The following is a 20,115-nucleotide window of genomic DNA, read 5'->3' on the forward strand; positions in this document are numbered from 1 at the left end:
GGTCGCGCGATACCGCGCGGGACATCGATGCGGGGTCTTCAGGCGCGCACGAAGCGCGACCGACCCGGAAGTATCAGAGGAAGAAGAGGTATTGCATGGGCGGCACGGTACCCATGATCGTTTGCCGGAGGCAAAGTCTTTTCTCCGCAGGGCGGTCAGCGATGGCGTCCGCGCACTCGTTCAGCCAGGTCATGGACCAGGTCTCGAAGTTTCTGGACGCCGTCCCAGCGTTTGGGGATTCGTTTCGGGATGAGCTTGTGCCGCGCCGCTTCGAGGGCGTTGCGGCAGTCGTCGAATGCGGTTTCGTAAGCCGAATCCCACTGCCGTTCCACGTTTTCGATGCTGATCGCGGTATGGGCAGTGCGATCGGGATACAGGTTCTTCAGGACTTCGGGTGAGGTTTCGGCGACGTCGGCGCGCAGGTCGAGATGAATCTCGGCGTAGGGGTCGGGGATGGTGAGTTCGGTGCGGCCCGCGGAGATATCGAACTGGCAGCTGATCGCCCGGAGGGCGGGTGGGTCGAGGTCCGGGCCGTTGTAGTCGCGGCAGACCGTGTTGACGGTTACCACGCCCTTGGTGCCGGTAAGCCGGATGTTGTCGAGATACCATATGTAGCCGGGCTTTTCGTAGCCGGTCGAGTGCGCTTGGTACGTCACTGTGGTCATGTACCAGTTGTAGCGGTAGGTGTACTCCTGTTCAGGCCAGATCGGGCAGGGCGCGGCGAGCGTGCTGCGCCAGGCCGAGTTGCCGCTCGAAGAGCGTTCCTCGGCTTCCTTGGTCACATTGTCGAGCGTGATCGAGCCCGCGCGCCAGGCATCACCACCAGCAACGGTGAGCTCCACGGTGGAGAAGTCGGCGGCGAGCGAGTTCACACGAACCACGAATCGTCCACTGTAGGAGTGATAGTCGCGGTCGCCCGACGCCGCGTTCAGTACGATGCTGTCCAGGTATCGAATCCTGACGGCAGCGTTGTCCGCGACGGCGTGGTTGCCCTCGAAGAAATTGGCGCTGAATATCGTCAGTACCGGGTTCTTGATCCCACTGTCGTAACCGGCCACTCTGCGCAACTCGAGGAAATGCGTATCGCCGCCGGGCACGATCGGTGGCACGACCGCGAGTACGGGCCTGCGCCTCGGCCAGGCCGCGATCGCGACATCGCGCGCCTCGAGCCGGAATGTGTACGGGCTGTGCTCGTAGTCCACGGACACATATTTCACAGAATCCGGATTATTGAAGGCCGCACGCGGATTCACCGCACGATGGTCGTTGATGTACAGGTGAACGGCTGGGAGGTAAGGGCCGATCGTGCACTGCTGCGGGCCGGCGGGCGGGTTACCGGGGAGCGTCGGGCTCGGTGTGCGAGCGAACGTCAGATCACCGGCCGCACTCATCACCGAGTACGGGCACCCGTATTCCTCTCCGGACCTGGACAGTTCGTGATCGAGCCCGAGCGTGTGGCCAACCTCTTGGCATACATGATCGAACCTGCTGTCCACATCGAAAACGGCTGCGGGGAGCAGCTTTCCGTTTGGCGCGAGGAAGGGGCCACCGCCGAACAGGGCCTCGATCCGGTGCGAGAAGAAGATGATGACCCGATCGAAGCTGTTCCAATCCGGGCGGAACAGCGCGTCGACCGCGTTCATGGTCGCGGTAACGAGCAGCTCCTTGTTTTTCTCACTCAACGGTGATGTGCGTGGGTCGCTCAGCACCACCGGCGGAAATGTGCGGTACGAGAGATCGACGACCTCGCCGAAGGTCGACTGTTTCCAGAAATGAACGAGGCTGAATTCCACCTTGGGATCCATCCAGTTCCGAATCACAGCGTCGGACCAGAAATCCGGCGCTCCCGCCGGAAACCGAGCCTGTATGAACGCGATCATCGGCTACCTCCCCGCCAGCTGCCCTTTCGACCTGGATCGGGGCGTGCGCCACTCGCGTTAACGACCTCGCCGCTCGCTCGGCAATGGGTCAGCCCCAGGCCGAGTGGCCTGTGCGGGGAAATCGGTGGTTATGCGGTCGAGATCTCGAGGTTACGGAACGGTCGCGATTGCGTTGATTCCGCGAGAACAGTCCCACAGGCTATTGCTGGAAGATTGCGGAGTGACGTAGTTTTGTGTTCCGTAGCTCGCGGTACCGGCATTGTGAATGCGGCACCGCCACCATTCCAGCTCGTCGCGGCGCGGATGAACAGGGTCGGGGGACCCGCTTGCGAAGGATCTGCCATGAGCCAACTTCCTTATTCGACAAAGAAATCGACGATCGCCACCGAGCGTGTCGGCGAGCGGCCGAGCCGGGTTCTCGTTGTGGACAGCAATCCGGCCATGGCGGAGATCGCGGCGCTCGTGCTGGGCAAAGCGGGGCATGAGGTGCGGGTGGCGCCGAGCGGGGAGCAGGCGGTGGCTGTTTCCCGGCGGTGGAATCCTGATCTCGTGCTGCTGGAGCTGGCGTTGCCGGACGTTTCGGGGACACGGTTGTGCCGGGTGCTGCGGCAGGAAGTCCAGGTGCCGGTGATCGCGTTCTCGCTCGACGGGGATCCGGAGGAGATTCGTGAACTGTTCGCGGCGGGAGCGTTCGGTTATCTGCCCAAACCGTTCCGGACCACCGAATTGCTCGATCGTGTCCGTGCGTGCCTGACTCCGCGGTTGTCGGCCTGAACGGAGCATCGACCACGCTGGCGATTGGCCTGTGCGCGCGGTAGCGCAAAATCGTTCGATGGTCCGGATTTCCGACATCACCGCTCTCGACGCGTGGCTGGACGAGCACTACGAGTTCGACGACGGCGTTCCGACAGCGGTCGAGCCGTCCCGCGATGGCGCGGTAACCCTCCGGTTCGAGGAGTACGTCGAGCGGGGGTGGCGTCCTGGGGACGTCTCCACCGTCGAGGTGTACGAACTCGTCGCCGAGGCTCCCCTGGAATTCGTCGCCCCCGAAGGCCCGCAAGGCGAGCACCGGATCGTAGACGTCGAGGCGAATGCCAACGGCCACTTGGTTATCAGCCTCGACGGCGGGCGGCTGGTCACCCAGTCCGTGACGACTCGACGGGTGCGGACAGAGCGCCGGCGCACCGAGCCGTGGGTATCCGACGAATTCACCGTGGCCACTGATGCCCGCCATGACGATCGCTTCTGGTCCGCGGCGGTGAGCACCGCGCTGGGCGCGCCCGTGGTGTGGCGGATGCTCGCCGCCCCGACGCCACGCGAACCCGGCTCGGATATCGACGGATGCTTCCTGCAGACCCGGAATCGATTGGCGGAGACCGACTATGGCGTGTTCTGTACCCGGCATTCCGATGGCAGCGTGACCTTGCGGCCCTATGGGGACACCGATCCCGCGCTCTGGCGAGCGGTACGGTTCGTAGCGGCAGAGTTCGCGACGGTCCGCTCGGGCAACTGCGTTTTCGGCTCGCATGATTGGGTGACGTATCTGACCACCGGCCAGTTCCCGCCGGATGAGAGGTTGCGGGGCGCAACGCCCTCCCCTGCCGCCGTTCGGTCGGACGAGTCCTAGGCCGGGCGAGCTCGCGTGCCATCAGGCGACGTCGGGCATAGGTGTCACACTTTTCTTTCCTGCGTCGTCAACTCAGCAAATAGTTCCGCTACTCGAGAGAACGAGGCTGAGGATGACCATCGACGACTTGCGCACCAGCGTCCGCGGCGGGGTGCTGCTGCCCGGTGACGCGGATTTCGAGCCGGCCGCGCAGCCGTGGAATACCGCGGTGGCGCAGTCGGTGGCGGCCGTGGTCGAGCCCGCCGACGCGCGGGATGTGGCGGCGGTGCTGGAATACGCGGCGGCCGCGAGCCGCGTGGTGGTGACCCAGCCCACCGGGCACGGCGCGACCGGCGATATCGACGGTGCGATCCTGGTGCGCACCAAGCACTTCGACGGCGTGGAGATCGATGCCGGGCGTCGTATCGCCCGGGTCGGCAGTGGCGTGCAGTGGGGCCGGGTGCAGGCCGCGGCAGCCGCGCACGGGCTGACCGGATTGGCCGGGAGCAATCCTGTGGTGGGCGTGACCGGGTATACGCTGGGCGGCGGATTCGGCTGGTTCGCAAGGAAATACGGCTGGGCTGCGGACGCGGTACGCGCGATCGAGGTCGTCGATGCCGCCGGGAAGCCGCAGCGGGTCACGGCCGAGTCCGATCCGGAGCTGTTCTGGGCGTTGCGCGGGGGCGGCGGCGATTTCGCGATCGTGACGACCCTGGAGTTCGAATTGTTCCCACTCCCCCAGCTCTACGGCGGCCGGGTGATGTGGGCGGCCGAGCGTGCGCGGGAGGTGTTCGACCTGTTCGTCGAACTGACCACCGGGGCGCCGGAAGAGTTGTCGGTGTGGTTGCAGCGGTATCAGATTCCTGGTGCCGCGCCGACCGTCGCGATCGACTTCGCCTATCTCGGCGATCCGGCGGAGGGCCGTCGGCTGACGGCCCGTCTCGACGCGCTCAGCGGCATCCTGGCCGATTCCCGAGGTCTGCTCACCCCGGCCGAGATCGGGCGGATCACCGCCGAGCCCACCGACCCCAGCCCCTCGCTCTCACGCGGCGAACTCCTCACCGATCTCGGCGATGCGGTGATCAAGACGCTCATCGACGAGCCGGTCGCCCCGCTGCTTAATATCCAGATCCGCGCTCTGGGCGGCGCCCTGGCTCGTGAGTCGGCCGGCGGCGGCGCGCGCGGCCCGGTCACCGAGCCCTATGCGCTCTACCTGCTGGGCCTCGGGCTGCCGCACCTGCGCGACGCGGTCGACACCCGATTCGGCGAGATCAACGATGCGCTCGGCTCGCACCTGACCGGCGCCAAGCCGTACACCTTCCTCGCACCCGGCGAGTCCGCCGCCGCGGCCTTCGACCAGCAGACCCTGGACCGCCTGCGGCAGATCAAGCGCCACCGTGACCCCAACAACGTCATCCGCGCCAATTTCCCCGTGCACGCCTGACCATCCGGCGCATTCGGTGATCACTTAACGCCCACCACCCGATGACCCAATGTGCCGCTGCGCAATACTGATTCGATGGGTACCGACGACATCCCGCAGCCCGCCGCCCACGGCGCGCTCGCCACCGCCATGGCGAACCTGGAACGTACGCAGCGCCGCTTCCCCGAGGGCCAGCGCCGCATTTTCCTGGCTGCGCTCGATGCCTTCGCCGAACGGGGTTTCCATGCGACGACGACACGGGATATCGCGGCGCGAGCGGGACTGAGTCCGGCCGGGCTGTATGTGCATTTCGGCTCGAAAGAGGAAGTGCTGCATCAGATCTCGGTGTCATCGGTGCGGCTCACCCATAACGTGGTGAGCGCCGCCGCGTCCGCACCGGGGACGCCGGTGGAACGGTTGGCGGCCATGGTGCGGGATCTGACGGTGTGGCACGCCGAGCATGCGGCCACGGTGCGGATCGTGTTGCACCATCTGACGGACCTGACCCCCGAGCATCGGACCCAGGTGACCGAGATCCAGCAGGCCATCTACGAGATCATGGCCGCGCTGGTGACCGAGGGCGCCGGCACCGGGGACTTCGATGTCGCCGATCCCGGCGCGACCACCCTCGCCCTGACCTCGCTGTGCGTCGATACCGCGCGCTGGTATCAGCCCGGCTACCGGCGCACCCCGGCGCAGATCGGCGAAGACAACGCGGTGGCCGCGCTGCGGGTGGCCGGGGTGCTCCAGTCCTAGGGCGGGACGGCGGGCAGAGATCTCGAAATACAGGCAATCCGCAGGGAGCGATGGACCAACTCCCGCGACGATGGCTAAGTCCTCGGTCGAGGATCAGCTCCTGGCTGTAGACGAAATCTCCTGTCCGCGAGGGAGGTTGCTCCATGTCCATTGATGCCGACACGCTCGAGTTGCAGAAGTTCACTCTGCACGGCGATCACGGCAGCTACATCGCCGGACCGGACGCCGAGGTCATCCTCGACGGCGTACGTGCCGCAATCGGCCAGGCGCCGCAGCGATAGCTGGGGAGTAGGAACCCGCGTGGCAGAGTCTGCCTCTAGGCTGACCCGGCACGGCTGGACTGTTCCACTTCACCGAGCGCATCCCACCCAGTGGTCGGCGTGCGCAGAAGCAGGGGTCGCCATGACGCAGCTGGTCAAAGCAGTGATCACCCGAGCCAAGCAGGCACCGGTCGAGGTGACCCAGATCCGGGTCCCCAACCCCGGACCCGGCGAAGCCGTCGTCCGAGTGCAAGCGTGCGGTATATGCGAGACCGACCTGAACTACTGCGACGGCAGAGTCGGCGACGCCTTCCCCTACCTGCTCGGACACGAAGCCGCCGGTGTGGTCGAAGCCGTCGGCCCCGACGTACACGAGGTACAGCCCGGCGACTTCGTCATCTTGAACTGGCGCGCAGTCTGCGGCACCTGCCGTGCCTGCCGCAAGAACAAACCCTGGAACTGCCTGTCACCACTGACCGCCACCCAGCCGATGACTCTCACCGACGGCACTGCCCTCACCGCGGTCCTGGGCCTGGGCGCTTTCGCCGAGAAGATCCTCGTCCACGCCCGGCAATGCACCCGCGTCGATCCCGACATCGCACCCACGGCGGCCGCGCTGCTCGGCTGCGGAATCGCCACCGGAATCGGCGCCGCACTCAACACCGGCGTCGAACGCGGCGATGCCGTCGCGGTCTTCGGCTGTGACGGCATCGGCACCGCCGCGATCACCGGAGCACGGCTCGCCGGCGCCTACCCTGTGATCGCCGTCGACTCCCATCCCCGAAAACTGGAGCGGGCCATAACCTTCGGCGCGACCCATGGCATCGACGCACGAACCGCAGATCCAGTGACCCGGATCCACGAACTCACCGAAGGGCTCGGAGCAGAGGTCGTCATCGACTCCGTCGGGTCCCTCGAAACGTGGAAGCAGGCATTCCATGCCCGTGGCCCGGCCGGGACACTCGTCATGCTCGGCCTCCCCGCACCCGGCCAGCTTCTCGACATCCCCCTGCTCGAACTACGGGTCGCGGGCGGCTCCATCCGATCGTCCTGGTACGGCGACACGCTCCCCGACCGCGACTTCCCCGCCTTGATCGGGCTGCACCACCAAGGCCTCTTCGACCTGAATTCCTTTGTCACAGAGATAATTCCATTGGACCAGGTGAACCCCGCACTGGCGAAGCTCCGCAACGGCGAAGTACTGCGCTCGGTCATCCGCCCGTAAGCAACGCCTAGCGCGCTGGACGCTGATTCGACAAGTTCTGTACGGCCGAGGCTACGCTCGCGCGGTGGATGCTCGACCGTTCGACCGCATCGATCTGGCTGCGGTACTGCCGGACCTTACCGAGGGCGAAACTACTCGTATACGACGTGCTGCCGCCCGCCTCGAAGTGCCGGAGCCGGGGTCCGGGCGATCCGGGTGGACCTGGTTCCCGAATCGAACGAAGGACCCCGGTGGGCACGGTTGGGTCATCTTCGGCATTGCGTTCTTGTACCGGACTCCCACTGATGATGACGTCGAGTTCGATCTGCAGGTGAGCCGCAAGGAACCGCCACGCTTGGCGATAGATGTTTCGATAGGGGTCTGTTGCTCGTGCGAAGAGAACCACAATACGCACGAAGTCCGCTCGCAGTCCTGGTTGGTTGGCACTGCGGCAGCGTTCACCGATTCGTTCGAATCAGCGACAATTGCGCTCGCGAGCTGGATAGCTGGCAGTCACGAGCCATCCACCTACCGCGCTGCGGCGGGCCTGCCGAATCCCCCTGACCAGAAGAAGGTGAGCCCTCGCGAATCGACCTGACCCGCTGATCTTCCAGGGTGCGACTGTGGTGATTCCAGACCGCGCGACACGCGGCATGAGCGTGCGCCAGTCGACGCGGGTGATCAGATGATCGGATCGGATCGGAATAGTCGGGCACGGTAGGGGTGGCTTCCACCAGAGTCGATGTCGAAGGGAGGCCTCATGATCTCGGCACTCAACCGGCTGGTGGCTCTCATCGAGGAACACCTCACCGAAGAGTTCGACGTCAACGCAGCCGCCAGGACACTCGGCACCACCGAATACCACCTGCGCCGGATGTTCTCGTCGCTGGCCGGTATGCCGCTGTCGGAATATGTACGCCGACGCCGCATGACAATCGCCGCCGGTGACGTCGTGCGGGACCAGGACGATCTGCTGAGCATCGCCGTCCGGCACGGATACGGTTCGACCGAGGCTTTCGGGCGGGCGTTCCGGGCAGTTCACGGCGCCCGCCCCAGCGACGTCCGCCGCGACGGAGGCCCCCTTCGCACACAACCACAGCTCAGGTTCCGCCTGACCGTCGAAGGGAGCATCCCCATGGACACCCGCATCATCGACCGGCCCGCTTTCCGGCTCATCGGACACGCAGCCCGGGTCCCGCTCATCCACCGGGGCGTCAACCCGCACATTCAGCGGCATATCGCCGCGCTACCGCTGCAGGAACATGCCCGGTTGAAGGCCCTCGGCGACACCGAACCGGCGGGCCTGTTGCAGGTCTGCGACGACGTCGACCCCGACGCCACCGAGGGCAGCGAACTGACCTACCTGCACGGAGTCGCCATCTCCCAGGACACTGCGATCCCGGGTGACCTCGACGCGATCGAGGTACCGGCCGGCAGGTGGGCGGTCTTCCACACCAATGGACCCCACCCGCAGACCCTGCAGGATGCATGGGCCGCGACCGCGACCGAATGGTTCCCCGCCAACCCCTGGCGGCTGCGACCCGGGCCCTCGATCGTCGCAATCCTCGAGCACGCCGACGACTTCGCCACCGCCACCTGCCAGCTGTGGCTGCCCATCGAATCGGCCTGACAAACCCTGCACGACCCTGAACATCATCAAAGGCGCCGAACACGATCTCACAGCCGAGGCATAACGTAAGCTCTGCGGCTGCGTCGGTTCGAACCGTCCCTCCGCGCCGAACTGACACAGCCAGTTGACCTTTCGCTTCATCGCGCCGACCTTCTCGGTCACCTCGGCATGCGACAGTCACCGGTCGGCCCGAAACAGGCCGTGGACGCGCGCGACAAGATCCGTGGCGCATGGACATTCGCGCGCCGTGGTGGCGCGAACGGGGAAATGCAGGCGTGGCTGTACGCGGTCGAGGCCGAGGTGGAAACCCGTCTCGGGGAGCCAGGCGCGCCCTCGAGCAGGCCGAGACCGCCTACAGCGAGTTCGACCCGGACCGGGATCCGAGTCCACTGTGGATGGACTGGTTCTCCCCGGCTCGTCTGGCAGGTTTCAAGGGCAACACTCTCCTCGCCGCGGGCCAAGGAGCCAGAGCCCGGGAGACCCTGCGGCAGGTGCTGGAAGATCTTCCCCCCGAAGCGATCAAGCAGCGCGCGGTCGTCCTCGCGGACCTGGCTGCTGCCGAAGTCCTCGAGCACGAACCGGAGCGGGCGTGCGACCTTCTCGACGAGGCGCTGCAAATACTCGGCGAGCATTGGTACGCCACTGCCATGGACCGGGTGAAGGCGGTCCGGCAATCGCTGCGCGCCTGGGATTCACTGCCGCAGGTGCGCGAGCTCGACAACCAGCTCTACAACTGGCACACCATGATCAAGTCGCTGACGGTCTAACCGTTCTCCGCCGCAGCGATGGCCGGCAGTTCGTTGAGGTCGTGGATCTTCCAATCGGACAGCTCCGCGACCTCCGGCATATCCCGCTGGATCCACCCCCACGGGCCACGCTGGATATAGGCCGTCCGCATCCCGACCATCTTGGCCGGCGCGATGTCGTTCTCGATCCGGTCGCCTACGTACACGATCTCGTGCGCCGCGCAGGGCGCAACCTCGACCACCTTTTCGAAGAACGCGGTCGAGGGCTTCTCCACACCCCAATCATCCGAAGTCGCAATGAAATCGGCTGGAAGGGCCAGACTCCGCAGGATCTTGCCGGATCGAACCGTCTGGTTACCGACGATTCCTACCCACACTCCCATGCCCTGAAGCTTCGAAAGCGCGGGCCGCACATCGGGGTAAAGATCGCCCTCCCCATAGGTCTCCGGCTGACCCGCTTCCGCACGTGCCTCACGTTCCTTGGCAAGGTCGAAACCAGGGCGAAAAACCTGGAAGGCTTCGCGATAGTCCTTGCCCTGCGCGATCGTGGCACCGAAGACCGAGACGAAGGTATGCCGAGGCACGCCGAGCCAATCAGCCCACGTCCCATACTCACGCGTCTCGTCCACGAGCGTTTCGCCGACATCGAACACCACAGCCCCGATCATGGGCCACACGCTACGCGGCGATTCGATAGGCGCTCCGGGCCGGAGTAGAGCCACGCCCGCTGCTCGACGCGACCGGATTGCGCCCCCGAATGAGGGCCACTTGCTCCAGGGTCTCCACCCGCCGGCCATGCGGCAACCAGGGAGCCAGTGGTCCATCGAATCTGCTGTGCACCAGCGTATTTCATGCAGTATCGGGGCGCTGGAGGGTATCCGCCCTCCAGAATCCCTGCGATCTTGTGCCTGGTCGCCGCAGGCTCGGGAGCTAGTCTTCGGCGGTCAGCCAGGCGCGCAGGTCGGTGACCAGTTGGAGTTCTGCGGCGACCACGGCGCGGTCGGCGGTGTCGAGGTCGAGTTTTTCGATCTCGGCGACGAGTTCGGTGACGCGGGTGGGGTTTTCGGTGGCGGCGGCGATTTCGGCGAGCATGGCGAGGGCGCGGCCGCGTACTACCGGTGGGGCGGTGTCGCCGAAGCGGCGGATGCCGGCTTCGATGGCGCGGGCGGCGGCTTTGTCGTCGAGTTTCTGATCGCGCAGGATGGTGGCGTTGTCCAGGACGCGGGCCAGGCCCTCGAGGGCTTTGGCGCCGCCGTATTCGGGGTCGGGTTCGTCGTGCTGGACGTAGATGATGGTGTTGCCGACCGGATCGACCACGGTGAAGCGGCTCTGGCCGGGTTTGAAGCGGGTGATGCGGGGCGTGCCGCGGGCGGGGATCTTGCCGTAGCGGGCGCGCAGGGCGGCGGTGAATTCCACGTGCCAGGGCTCGATCTCGTCGACGAAGACCACGCAGCCGATGTGCGCGGCCTCGGCGTCGATGCCTTTGGGGGTGGGTCCGAAGTGCAGTTGGAAGCCGTCGCGTGCCACGGCGCCATAGGTGTAGGGGCGGGTTTGTTCGTAGGTGACGGTGTAGCCGAGTGTGCGGTAGAAATCCAGGGTTTCGGGCAGGTCGCCGCCCCAGAGCATGGGGGTCGAGATGTTCGCCATCGGGTGCCTCCTCGCGGTTTTGCTTCGCCGCGATCCAAGCTACGGAGAGACATGAGTCCCATGCACATAGAAATTTTCGCGGGCCCGGTTAGGCTGCGTGCGTGGAGAACCCGTTCGGGGCCGTGGGCACCGCCAACTACGTCAATCTGGTCACCTTCAAGAAGGACGGCACGCCCGTCGGCACCCCGCTGTGGGCGGCGCTCGACGACGGGAAGATGTACATCTGGACCGTCACCGACAGCTGGAAGGTGAAGCGGATCCGGCGCAATCCGCAGGTCACCTTGCAGCCGTGCGATGTGCGGGGCAAGACGCACGGGGAGATCGTGAAGGGCACCGCGGTGGTGCTCGATGCCGCCGGCAGCGACCGCGCCCGGGCGCTGATCCGCAAGCGCTACGGCATCATGGGCATTCTGGCCATCGGCGGCAGCCTCATCCGGCGTGGTAAGAGCGGGACCATCGGTATCGAGGTCTCCCCCGCCTAGCGGCTATCCGGCGGCCGCATCGGGGGTGATGGCCAGGCCGACGGAGCGATCGGGGCCGCGAAAGAGCTTGTGGCCCTTGATCGCCAGCCTGCCGATCCACCCGTATTTGCGGCCCACCACCATGCGCACGTGTTCGGTGCCGTCGGCGTCGAGCACCTGTGCGGTGCCGGTGATGATCTCGGTGCCGCGCACCCGGCCGCGGTTGTCGCAAACCTGTAGCGTGACGGCCGGATTGCGCCGGATGCGTTTGACCTTCCAGGTGCCCGGATTGGTCCAGACCACGATCCGGTCGCCGTCGGGGGCCACCCAGACCGGCGTGCCGACCGGGGTGCCGTCCTTGCGGTAGGTGGTGATCAGCGCGTATTTGCCCTGTGCCACATCATGCCAAGTCATGTCCTCCACGGTAGGAATCCGGCGGTGCGGGCACATCCGCCCGCGGACGGCCATCCCGCTACGTCTGCGGACGTAGCCCGGCGCGCGAAAGCACCGGACCGCCGGGGACCCGGTCCGGTGTTCGCGCGCGGCGTCAGCTCATGGGTTGTCCCCCGCGATGATGGCTCCGATCAGACCGCCCACACCGCAGCCGATGATCGCGCCGATCAGGAAGAACCAGATCCCGATCAGCACGCCCACCAGGCAGCCCAGGACGGCGCCGGCGACGATGGTCCCGGCGCTGGCGACGTTCGCCAGCGCGGCCACCTGGGTGGTGGGCGCGGCGATATCAGCGGCGTTCTCCGGCCGCACCGTCAATACGGTTCCGCTGGAGTCGATTTCGGGCACCACGCTGACCGTGCGTTCGGCGGCCTGATAGGTCAGCGGCAGTGCGGCGAGCACCTCACCGCCGGTGCCGAGGATGTTCACGGCGCCGTCGGCGAATTCGAAATGTCCCGCGGTGAGGGTGGTGGTGACGGCGGAACGGTCTTGGGCTAGCGCGATCTGGTATCCGACTCCGCGGTCGACTCCGCTGATGCCCGGCCCGGCGACGGCGGGTTCACCGTGCGCGGTGGCGGTGGCCACGCAGAGCGCGGCGATGGAAAGCATTGCTGTAGCGGCTAATTTGGCAATTCGCATTATGGTTACCTGCAATCGAAGAGCCGATTCACCCCAGACTCGAGTAGGCGTTTCCGCACGGGAACACCGAATGGGTTGACTCGATCGCGCGAACACGAGGACGCGGCGAATCGGGAATACACTTCCAATTTTTCGGCCCAATAAGATGATTGGGTTGCCCAGCGCCTCCCCGGGTGACACCGGAACCATTCTTATGATCCGCTTAATGTCACACCCGGGGAAGATCAGGTGCCGGGGTTGTCCGCCCTTGTCCTGCGCGCCGCCCGACACGCCGCCCATCGCGTGTCGTTATTCCGCACCGAAATGCGGAATTCGCCTACTCCAGTTCGCCTTCGGTTTCCAGGTAGACCTGGCGCAGTCGCTCCAGGGTGGCGGCTTCGGGCTGCTCCCAGAGTTTCCGCTCCGCCGCCTCCAGCAACCGTTCCGCAATACCGTGCAGCGCCCACGGATTCGACTGCTCCATGAACTTGCGGTTCACCTCGTCGAAAACGTAACTGTCGGCCAGTTTCTCGTACATCCAGTCGGCGACCACATTGGTGGTGGCGTCGTAGCCGAAGAGATAGTCGACGGTGGCGGCCATTTCGAACGCGCCCTTGTAGCCGTGCCGGCGCATGGCTTCGAGCCAGCGCGGATTGACCACGCGCGCACGGAACACGCGGGCGGTTTCCTCCGACAGGGTGCGGGTGCGCACGGCGTCGGGCCGGGTGCTGTCGCCGATATAGGCTTCCGGGTTCTTGCCGGTGAGCGCACGCACCGCGGCGACCATGCCGCCGTGGTACTGGAAATAGTCGTCGGAGTCGGCGATATCGTGTTCGCGGGTGTCGGTGTTCTTGGCCGCCACCGCGATTCGCTTGTACGCGGTCCGCATATCGTCGGCCGCGGGCGCACCGTCGAGGTCGCGGCCGTAGGCGTAGCCGCCCCAGGTGGTGTACACCTGCGCCAGGTCCTCATCGGTGCGCCAGCTCTTGGAGTCGATGAGCTGCAGCAGGCCCGCGCCGTAGGTGCCGGGCTTGGAGCCGAAGATGCGGGTGGTGGCGCGGCGTTCGTCACCGTGCTCGGCCAGATCCGACTGGCTGTGCGCGCGAACGTAATTCGATTCCGCGGGCTCGTCCAGGCCGGCCACCAGCCGCACCGCGTCATCGAGCAGGGCGAGCACGTGCGGGAAGGCATCGCGGAAGAAGCCGGAGATGCGCACGGTCACGTCGATGCGCGGGCGGCCCAGCTCCTCGAGGGAGATGGCTTCCAGCTTGGTGACGCGGCGGCTGGCCTCGTCCCACACCGGCCGCACGCCCAGCAGCGCGAACACCTCGGCGATATCGTCGCCGGAGGTGCGCATGGCCGAGGTGCCCCACACCGAAAGACCCACCGAGCGCGGGTATTCGCCGTGATCGGCGTGGTAGCGCTCGAGCAGCGAATCGGCCATGGCCTGCCCGGTTTCCCAGGCCAGCCGCGACGGGACCGCCTTGGGATCGACGGAGTAGAAGTTGCGGCCGGTGGGCAGCACGTTGATGAGCCCGCGCAGTGGCGAGCCGCTCGGCCCGGCCGGAATGAAGCCGCCGTTGAGCGCGTGCAGGATCCGCGCGACCTCGACGCCGGTCTGGCGCAGGCGCGGCACCACCTCGGTGGCGGCGAAACCGAGCACCTTGCGCACGTTCTCGAGCCGCACGGGCTCGTCGGTGCCGACCAGGTCCTCGGTCAGGGGATCGATGGCCTGCACGTCCCAGTCGTTCTGCTGCAGCGCCGACACCAGCTCGCGGGCGCGCGCCTCGAAGGTGTCGACCCGCTCGCGCGATTCGTCGCCGCTTTCGCTGAGCCCCAACGCTTCTCGCAGTCCGGGCACATTGACCTCGCCGCCCCACAGCTGGCGGGCGCGCAGCATGGCCAGCACCAGATCGACCTCGGCCTCGCCCTCGGGCGCCTGGCCGAGCACGTGCAGGCCGTCGCGGATCTGCACGTCCTTGATCTCGCACAGCCAGCCGTCGACGTGCAGCAGCATGTCGTCGAACACGTCCTCTTCGGGGCGTTCGGCCAGCCCGAGGTCGTGGTCCATCTTGGCCGCGCGCATGAGCGTCCAGATCTGCTGGCGGATGGCGGGCAGCTTGGCCGGGTCCAGGGTGGAGATATTGGAGTGCTCATCCAGGAGCTGCTCGAGGCGGGAGATGTCGCCGTAGGTTTCCGCGCGCGCCATCGGCGGGATCAGGTGATCGACCAGGGTGGCGTGGGCGCGGCGCTTGGCCTGGGTGCCCTCGCCCGGATCGTTGACCAGGAACGGGTAGATCAGCGGCAGATCGCCGAGTGCGGCGTCGGTGCCGCAGGAGGCGGACATGCCGAGGGTCTTGCCGGGCAGCCATTCCAGATTGCCGTGCTTGCCCAGGTGCACCATGGCGTCGGCGGCGAAACCCTCGCGCGCGGCGATCCAGCGGTAGGCGGCCAGATAGTGGTGTGAGGGCGGCAGATCCGGATCGTGGTAGATGGCGACCGGGTTCTCACCGAAGCCGCGCGGGGGCTGCACGATCAGCACCACATTGCCGAATCGCAGTGCGGCGATGACGATTTCGCCCTTGGGATCCTGCGAGCGGTCCACGTACAACTCGCCCGGCGGCGGCCCCCACGCTTCGATGACGGCCTCGCGCAGGTCCGCGGGCAGGGTGGCGAACCATTCGGCGTACAGGTCCGCGGAGATGCGGATCGGGTTGCCTTCCAGCTGTTCGGCGCTCAGCCAGTCCGGGTCCTGGCCGCCGGCGGCGATGAGCGCGTGGATCAGCGCGTCGCCGTCCTGCTGCTCCAGGCCGGGGATCTCGCCCGGTTCGCCGAGATCGTAACCGGCCGAACGCAATTCGTTCAGCAGTTTGATCGCCGAGGCCGGGGTGTCCAGGCCCACCGCATTGCCGATGCGCGCGTGCTTGGTCGGGTAGGCCGACAGCACGATGGCGACCCGCTTCTCCCCCGCCGGAATGTGACGCAGCCGCGCGTACCGCACCGCGATGCCGGCGACCCGTGCCGCGCGCTCAGGATCGGGCACATACGTCGACAGGCCGTCGGCGTCGAATTCCTTGAACGAGAACGGGACCGTGATGATGCGCCCGTCGAACTCCGGCACCGCCACCTGGGTGGCGACGTCCAGGGGCGAGAGGCCGTCGTCATTGGCTTCCCACTGCGCGCGCCCGCTGGTGAGGCAGAGCCCTTGCAGGATCGGCACATCCAGGTCGGCGAGCGCGCCCACATCCCAGGCTTCGTCGTCACCGCCGGCCGAGGCGGTCGCGGGCTTGGTGCCGCCGGCCGCCAGCACGGTCACCACCAGCGCGTCGGCCTGCCGGAGCCGGTGCAGCAGGGCCGGTTCCGCGGTGCGCAGCGAGGCGCAGTACAGCGGGACCGCCCGCGCGCCCTTGTCCTCGATGGCGGTGCACAGCGCATCGATGTAGCCGGTGTTGCCCGCCAGATGCTGGGCGCGGTAGTAGACGACCGCGACGGTCGGCGCGCCCTCGGGCAGCTCGCGCGAATCGCGTTCCAGCTCACCCCAGCTCGGCATGTCCACCGGCGGTTCGAAACCGTGACCGGTGAGCAGCACGGTGTCGGACAGGAAGTTGTGCAGCTGCCGCAGGTTCTCCGGGCCGCCGGCCGCCAGGTAGTTGTGCGCGTCCGCCGCGACGCCGCCCGGGACCGTGGAGACCTCCATGAGCTCGGCGTCGGGGGCGATCTCACCGCCGAGGGCGACCATCGGAATGCCGCTGGCGCGCACCGTGTCCAGGCCCTCCTCCCAGGCCCGGCGGCCGCCGAGAATGCGCACGATCACCAGGTCGGCGCCCTCGAGCAGGCCGGGCAGATCCGCGGGCAGCAGGCGCGCCGGATTGGCGAGCCGGTAGTCGGCCCCGCTGGCGCGCGCGCTCAGCAGATCGGTGTCGGAGGTGGACAGCAGCAGAATCACAGTTCGGCCTTCCTTGGGGTTGCGCGCCCAGCACGGTACGGCGCCCGCCGGGAAGGTCTGACTGTCACAGTGGCGCGACCGCACCGGAATTGCACCGGTTTCTTCTGGTCCGACGAGCCAGGGGATGGTATCGCGCCCGGGTCACGGTGCTGCAAAGGTGCAGCGCGCGGGTCTAGGAGACCGTCCGGTCCGGGCGTACGCTGCCGGTATGCCGAAAACTCCAGGATGGGTCCGGCGGAACCGTTTTGCCGCCTGGTCAGGATACTTTTGCGCCTTGGTTGCCTTCGCAACGCTGGCAATGGCCTTGACGGCCGCCGGCTCCGGTCACGCGCAGTACGCCATGCTCGCCGGCATCATCTGCGCGGCAACGATCCTCTTCGCGATCACCATCATCAGCACGACTGTGCATCGCGATCACGTGCAACGCCACAATGTGCCCAGCCTCCTGATGGACAGCTGGGAACAGTCCCCGGCCTTCGCCACCCGCCGGGGTGCGCCGCAGGCCATCGAACCGCATCAATCCGCCTGATCCCCATCCCGCGGCGGGTGTCGGCGCACACGCACCGGCGCCCGCCGTAGGCTTGTTTGCGTCATGACGCGCACCGATCCCGATTCCTGCCCCGGCGTGCTCCGCCTGCACCAGGCCGCCGACGGCCCCCTGGCCCGCATCCGCGTCCCCGGCGGACATCTCGCGCCCGAGCAACTGCAGGCGCTCGCTGAAGCCGCCCGCGATCTGGGCGACGGCAATATCGAACTCACTTCCCGCGGCAACATTCAGCTGCGTCAGGTCCACGACGCCCCCGCCCTGGAAGCCCGCCTCACCGCCGCCGGCCTACTGCCCAGCGCCACCCACGAGCGCGTGCGGAACATCATCGCCTCCCCGCTCTCCGGACGGGTCGGCGGCTGGACCGACGTACACGCCCTGGTCCCGGACCTGGATCGCCGCCTGCAAGCCGACCCGCACCTGGCCGACCTCCCCGGCCGCGTGCTCTTCACCCTCGACGACGGCCGCGGCGACGTCAGCGGCCTCGGCGGCGATATCGGCATCCACGCCCTCGACGAGAACACCTACGCCCTCCTGTTCGCCGGCGACGACACCGGCATCCGCGTCCCGCCCCACGAGGCCGTCGACCTCATGCTCAGTGCCGCCCACGCCTTCCTGGAACTGCGCGACGGACACTGGCGAGTACACGAGATCCCCGACGGCCGCGCCCGCATCACATCTCACTTGCGCACCGCCAGTACGGATCTCGACTCCGACAGCACTGCCCAGACGGACGGGACCGCACCCGAAACATCCAGCCCGGCGCCTTCGGCCCCGAACGACGAAGGCTCCGCCGCACCGCACGCGGCAGATCCGTCACCCATCGACGAACTCGTGAATCCGAGTGCGCGCCAGGATATTCCGATCGGCTGGCTGACCCAGGCCGACGACCGCGTCACCCTCGGCGCAGGCGTACGCCTGGGCTCGCTACCCGCCCGCACCGCCGAATTCATCGCCGCGATCGAGCGCCCGGTGTACGTCACCCCGTGGCGCAGCCTGGTCATCACCGATCTCGACGAATGGGCCGCCGAACAGGTCGTGCGCGTCCTGGCCCCCATGGGTTTGATCTTCGACGCGAACTCCCCCTGGCTCGAGGTCTCCGCCTGCGCCGGGCAACCGGGCTGCGCCAAATCCCACACCGACGTGCGCGCGGACGTGACCACAGCGGTCGAGTCCGGCCGCGTCGTGCACGAGAACCCGGACACACCAAGGCAATCCGAAGCCGAAGGACTCGACGCCGACGAGGTCGTGGCAGCGGGCCGTCAGCACTGGTCCGGCTGTGACCGCCGCTGCGGCCGCCCGCGGGGCGAGGTCACCGACATCATCGCCACCCCCGACGGCTACCGAATCGATCCGGCGACCTAAGTCTCCCGCGGGGGCGGCAGTACCGTGCGTGGACGACTCGACCTGCCGCCTCGGCCATGCTTCCTACGATTCGCGCGTCACGCTGGCACAGTGGAGAAACGCGGATCCAGGAGGGCGGGATGGCGGTGCCGGGACTCAGTGATGACGAAATCGCGGGGATGTCCGATGCGGAGCGGCGGGCGTTGATCGCGCGGTTGCGGTTGCCGCCCGAGCGGGTGTTGCCGCGGCCGGGGCTGGTGGCGTGGAATCGGCGGATTCGGTTGACGCTCATGGTAGGTGGGTCGATCGCGTTGATTCCGTGGATCGTGTTTCTGGCGATGACGTTGCCGATGGAGTATCACGCCAGGAACTGGTCGATCACGTGGGTCGGGTTCGACATTCTGCTGGTGGTGATGATGGCCACCACCGCCTATGTGGGTTGGCGGCGGTGGGCCATCTTGCCGTTGCCCGCGTGCGGGACGGGGCTGTTGTTGCTGGTGGATGCCTGGTTCGACATCATGACGGCGGATTCGCGGGATATGTGGGTGTCGGTGGGCACGGCGCTGATAGGCGAGATACCGCTAGCGGCACTGCTGATCAGCGGGGCGCTCATGTTGTTCCGGTTTCTGGTGCTCGTGCACCCGCTCTACGATCCGGCGGTCAGTGCATGGAAGGCGCGGCTGCCGTTCTGACCGGGCGGACCGCGTGCAGTTCCATGGTGCAGCATTTGACGCTGCCGCCGGATTTGAGCAGTTCGGACAGGTCGATGCCGATCGGGAGATAGCCGCGGGCGCGCAGTTCTGCGGTGAGTGTGGTAGCGCGGTCGGTGAGGAAGACGTGGTAGCCGTCGCAGACGCCGTTGAGGCCCAGCACGTTCGCGTCGTCCTCGGTGGCGATGACGGCGTCGGGGTAGAGGTCGGCGAGCAGGCGGGCGCTCTCGGGGCTGAAGGCGGCCGGGTAGTAGGCCACGGTGTCGCCCAGGACCATGAGGGCGGTGTCGAGGTGGTAGAAGCGCGGGTCGACCAATTCCAGTGAGACGACCGGCAATTCGAAGAATTCCTCGACTTCGCGGTGGGCGGCCGGGGAGGTGCGGAAGCCGGTGCCGGCCAGGATGCGGTCCCCGGCGATGGCGAAATCGCCTTCGCCCTCGTTGGTTTCGGTGGCGGGGGCGACGCGGGTGAAGTTCCGTCCGGCCAGCCAGCGGTGGTAGGCGGGGCCTTCGGCGGCGCGTTCGGGGTTGGCGAAGCGGGCCGAGAGGGCGCGGTCGCCGATCACCAGTCCGCCGTTGGCGGCGAAGACCATGTCCGGCAGGCCGGGCACGCCCTCGATGGTCTCGACCTGGTGGCCGTGGGCTTCGAACGCGGCGCGCAGGCCGTCCCATTGCGCCAGGGCCAGATCCCGGTCCACCGGGGTGGCGGTGTCCATCCACGGATTGATCGCGTAGGTGACTTCGAAATGCTCGGGCCGGCACATGAGATAGCGCCGCGCGGTCGGGCGGCGGGTGCCGGCGGGTTCGGGAGTGTGGAGCGTGGCTGCGATGGTCAACGAGGCTCCTCTGGAGTTGGGCGCGTGGCGCGGTTGCCACGAAGGTAATCGG

Annotated in this window: 20 protein-coding genes; 13 read left to right on the forward strand and 7 right to left on the reverse strand. The window is 67.1% G+C overall.

The window, feature by feature from the left end; all coding sequences use genetic code 11:
- Positions 1–155 precede the first annotated feature (155 nt).
- Entirely contained in the window at positions 156–1,880 is a 1,725-nt protein-coding gene (locus NY1_RS06120; RefSeq protein WP_067709326.1) for a hypothetical protein, read from the reverse strand.
- 342 nt (positions 1,881–2,222) lie between these two features.
- Between NY1_RS06120 and NY1_RS43580 the strand changes: the two genes are divergently transcribed.
- The 9 genes from NY1_RS43580 (at position 2,223) to NY1_RS06155 (ending at position 9,526) form a co-directional block, all read left to right on the forward strand.
- Positions 2,223–2,654: a response regulator gene (locus NY1_RS43580; RefSeq protein ID WP_067709327.1), complete on the forward strand. Its 432-nt coding sequence runs from the start codon at positions 2,223–2,225 to the stop codon at positions 2,652–2,654.
- 58 nt (positions 2,655–2,712) lie between these two features.
- Positions 2,713–3,507: a hypothetical protein gene (locus NY1_RS06130; RefSeq protein WP_067709329.1), complete on the forward strand. Its 795-nt coding sequence runs from the start codon at positions 2,713–2,715 to the stop codon at positions 3,505–3,507.
- 112 nt (positions 3,508–3,619) lie between these two features.
- Complete coding sequence (locus NY1_RS06135) at positions 3,620–4,930, forward strand: FAD-binding oxidoreductase (RefSeq protein ID WP_067709330.1); 1,311 nt, start codon at positions 3,620–3,622, stop codon at positions 4,928–4,930.
- 75 nt (positions 4,931–5,005) lie between these two features.
- Positions 5,006–5,665, forward strand: a complete 660-nt coding sequence (locus tag NY1_RS06140) for a TetR/AcrR family transcriptional regulator (RefSeq protein ID WP_157762063.1) — start codon at positions 5,006–5,008, stop codon at positions 5,663–5,665.
- Positions 5,666–5,808: 143 nt separating this feature from the next.
- On the forward strand, positions 5,809–5,946 hold the full coding sequence (locus tag NY1_RS42655; protein ID WP_157762064.1) for a hypothetical protein: 138 nt from the start codon (positions 5,809–5,811) through the stop codon (positions 5,944–5,946).
- Positions 5,947–6,067: 121 nt separating this feature from the next.
- Entirely contained in the window at positions 6,068–7,150 is a 1,083-nt protein-coding gene (locus NY1_RS06145) for an S-(hydroxymethyl)mycothiol dehydrogenase (protein WP_067709332.1), read from the forward strand.
- 64 nt (positions 7,151–7,214) lie between these two features.
- Entirely contained in the window at positions 7,215–7,727 is a 513-nt protein-coding gene (locus NY1_RS42660; RefSeq protein ID WP_157762065.1) for a hypothetical protein, read from the forward strand.
- A gap of 162 nt (positions 7,728–7,889) precedes the next feature.
- Positions 7,890–8,759 carry an AraC family transcriptional regulator gene (locus tag NY1_RS06150; RefSeq protein ID WP_067709334.1) on the forward strand — a complete coding sequence of 290 codons (870 nt, stop codon included), beginning with the start codon at positions 7,890–7,892 and terminating at the stop codon, positions 8,757–8,759.
- A gap of 275 nt (positions 8,760–9,034) precedes the next feature.
- Entirely contained in the window at positions 9,035–9,526 is a 492-nt protein-coding gene (locus tag NY1_RS06155) for an NsdA family TPR-like regulatory protein (RefSeq protein WP_157762067.1), read from the forward strand.
- Here the strand turns inward: NY1_RS06155 and NY1_RS06160 are convergent.
- On the reverse strand, positions 9,523–10,173 hold the full coding sequence (locus NY1_RS06160) for an HAD family hydrolase (protein ID WP_067709338.1): 651 nt from the start codon (positions 10,171–10,173) through the stop codon (positions 9,523–9,525). The genes NY1_RS06155 and NY1_RS06160 overlap by 4 nt on opposite strands.
- Before the next feature lie 262 nt (positions 10,174–10,435).
- Positions 10,436–11,152, reverse strand: coding sequence for a DUF8817 family protein (locus NY1_RS06165; protein ID WP_067709340.1), 717 nt, complete (start codon positions 11,150–11,152; stop codon positions 10,436–10,438).
- A 101-nt stretch (positions 11,153–11,253) separates the two neighbouring features.
- Here NY1_RS06165 and NY1_RS06170 point away from each other — a divergent pair, with 101 nt between their 5' ends.
- Positions 11,254–11,634, forward strand: a complete 381-nt coding sequence (locus tag NY1_RS06170) for a PPOX class F420-dependent oxidoreductase (RefSeq protein ID WP_067709341.1) — start codon at positions 11,254–11,256, stop codon at positions 11,632–11,634.
- A gap of 3 nt (positions 11,635–11,637) precedes the next feature.
- Here NY1_RS06170 and NY1_RS06175 read toward each other — a convergent pair whose 3' ends face one another.
- The 3 genes from NY1_RS06175 to cobN form a co-directional block, all read right to left on the reverse strand.
- Entirely contained in the window at positions 11,638–12,027 is a 390-nt protein-coding gene (locus NY1_RS06175) for a PPOX class F420-dependent oxidoreductase (protein WP_067709522.1), read from the reverse strand.
- 138 nt (positions 12,028–12,165) lie between these two features.
- Positions 12,166–12,675 carry a DUF8020 domain-containing protein gene (locus NY1_RS06180; protein WP_084534697.1) on the reverse strand — a complete coding sequence of 170 codons (510 nt, stop codon included), beginning with the start codon at positions 12,673–12,675 and terminating at the stop codon, positions 12,166–12,168.
- Positions 12,676–13,021: 346 nt separating this feature from the next.
- Positions 13,022–16,630 carry a cobaltochelatase subunit CobN gene (gene cobN, locus NY1_RS06185; protein ID WP_067709345.1) on the reverse strand — a complete coding sequence of 1,203 codons (3,609 nt, stop codon included), beginning with the start codon at positions 16,628–16,630 and terminating at the stop codon, positions 13,022–13,024.
- Between the two features lie 274 nt (positions 16,631–16,904).
- Here cobN and NY1_RS06190 point away from each other — a divergent pair, with 274 nt between their 5' ends.
- From NY1_RS06190 to NY1_RS06200, 3 genes are all read left to right on the forward strand, one after another.
- Positions 16,905–17,159 carry a hypothetical protein gene (locus tag NY1_RS06190; RefSeq protein WP_157762068.1) on the forward strand — a complete coding sequence of 85 codons (255 nt, stop codon included), beginning with the start codon at positions 16,905–16,907 and terminating at the stop codon, positions 17,157–17,159.
- A gap of 63 nt (positions 17,160–17,222) precedes the next feature.
- The gene (cobG, locus tag NY1_RS06195; protein WP_067709349.1) at positions 17,223–18,539 is read left to right on the forward strand and encodes a precorrin-3B synthase; all 1,317 of its coding nucleotides are present in this window, start codon (positions 17,223–17,225) and stop codon (positions 18,537–18,539) included.
- A gap of 119 nt (positions 18,540–18,658) precedes the next feature.
- The gene (locus NY1_RS06200) at positions 18,659–19,210 is read left to right on the forward strand and encodes a hypothetical protein (protein WP_067709350.1); all 552 of its coding nucleotides are present in this window, start codon (positions 18,659–18,661) and stop codon (positions 19,208–19,210) included.
- On the opposite strand, the gene ddaH is transcribed toward NY1_RS06200, so the two are convergent.
- The gene (gene ddaH, locus NY1_RS06205) at positions 19,179–20,063 is read right to left on the reverse strand and encodes a dimethylargininase (RefSeq protein WP_233434224.1); all 885 of its coding nucleotides are present in this window, start codon (positions 20,061–20,063) and stop codon (positions 19,179–19,181) included. The two genes, NY1_RS06200 and ddaH, sit on opposite strands and share 32 nt — an antisense overlap.
- Between the last annotated feature and the right edge of the window lie 52 nt (positions 20,064–20,115).

It is taken from the genome of Nocardia yamanashiensis NBRC 100130 (assembly GCF_001613325.1).
In the GTDB taxonomy this organism is placed as follows: Bacteria; Actinomycetota; Actinomycetes; order Mycobacteriales; family Mycobacteriaceae; genus Nocardia; species Nocardia yamanashiensis.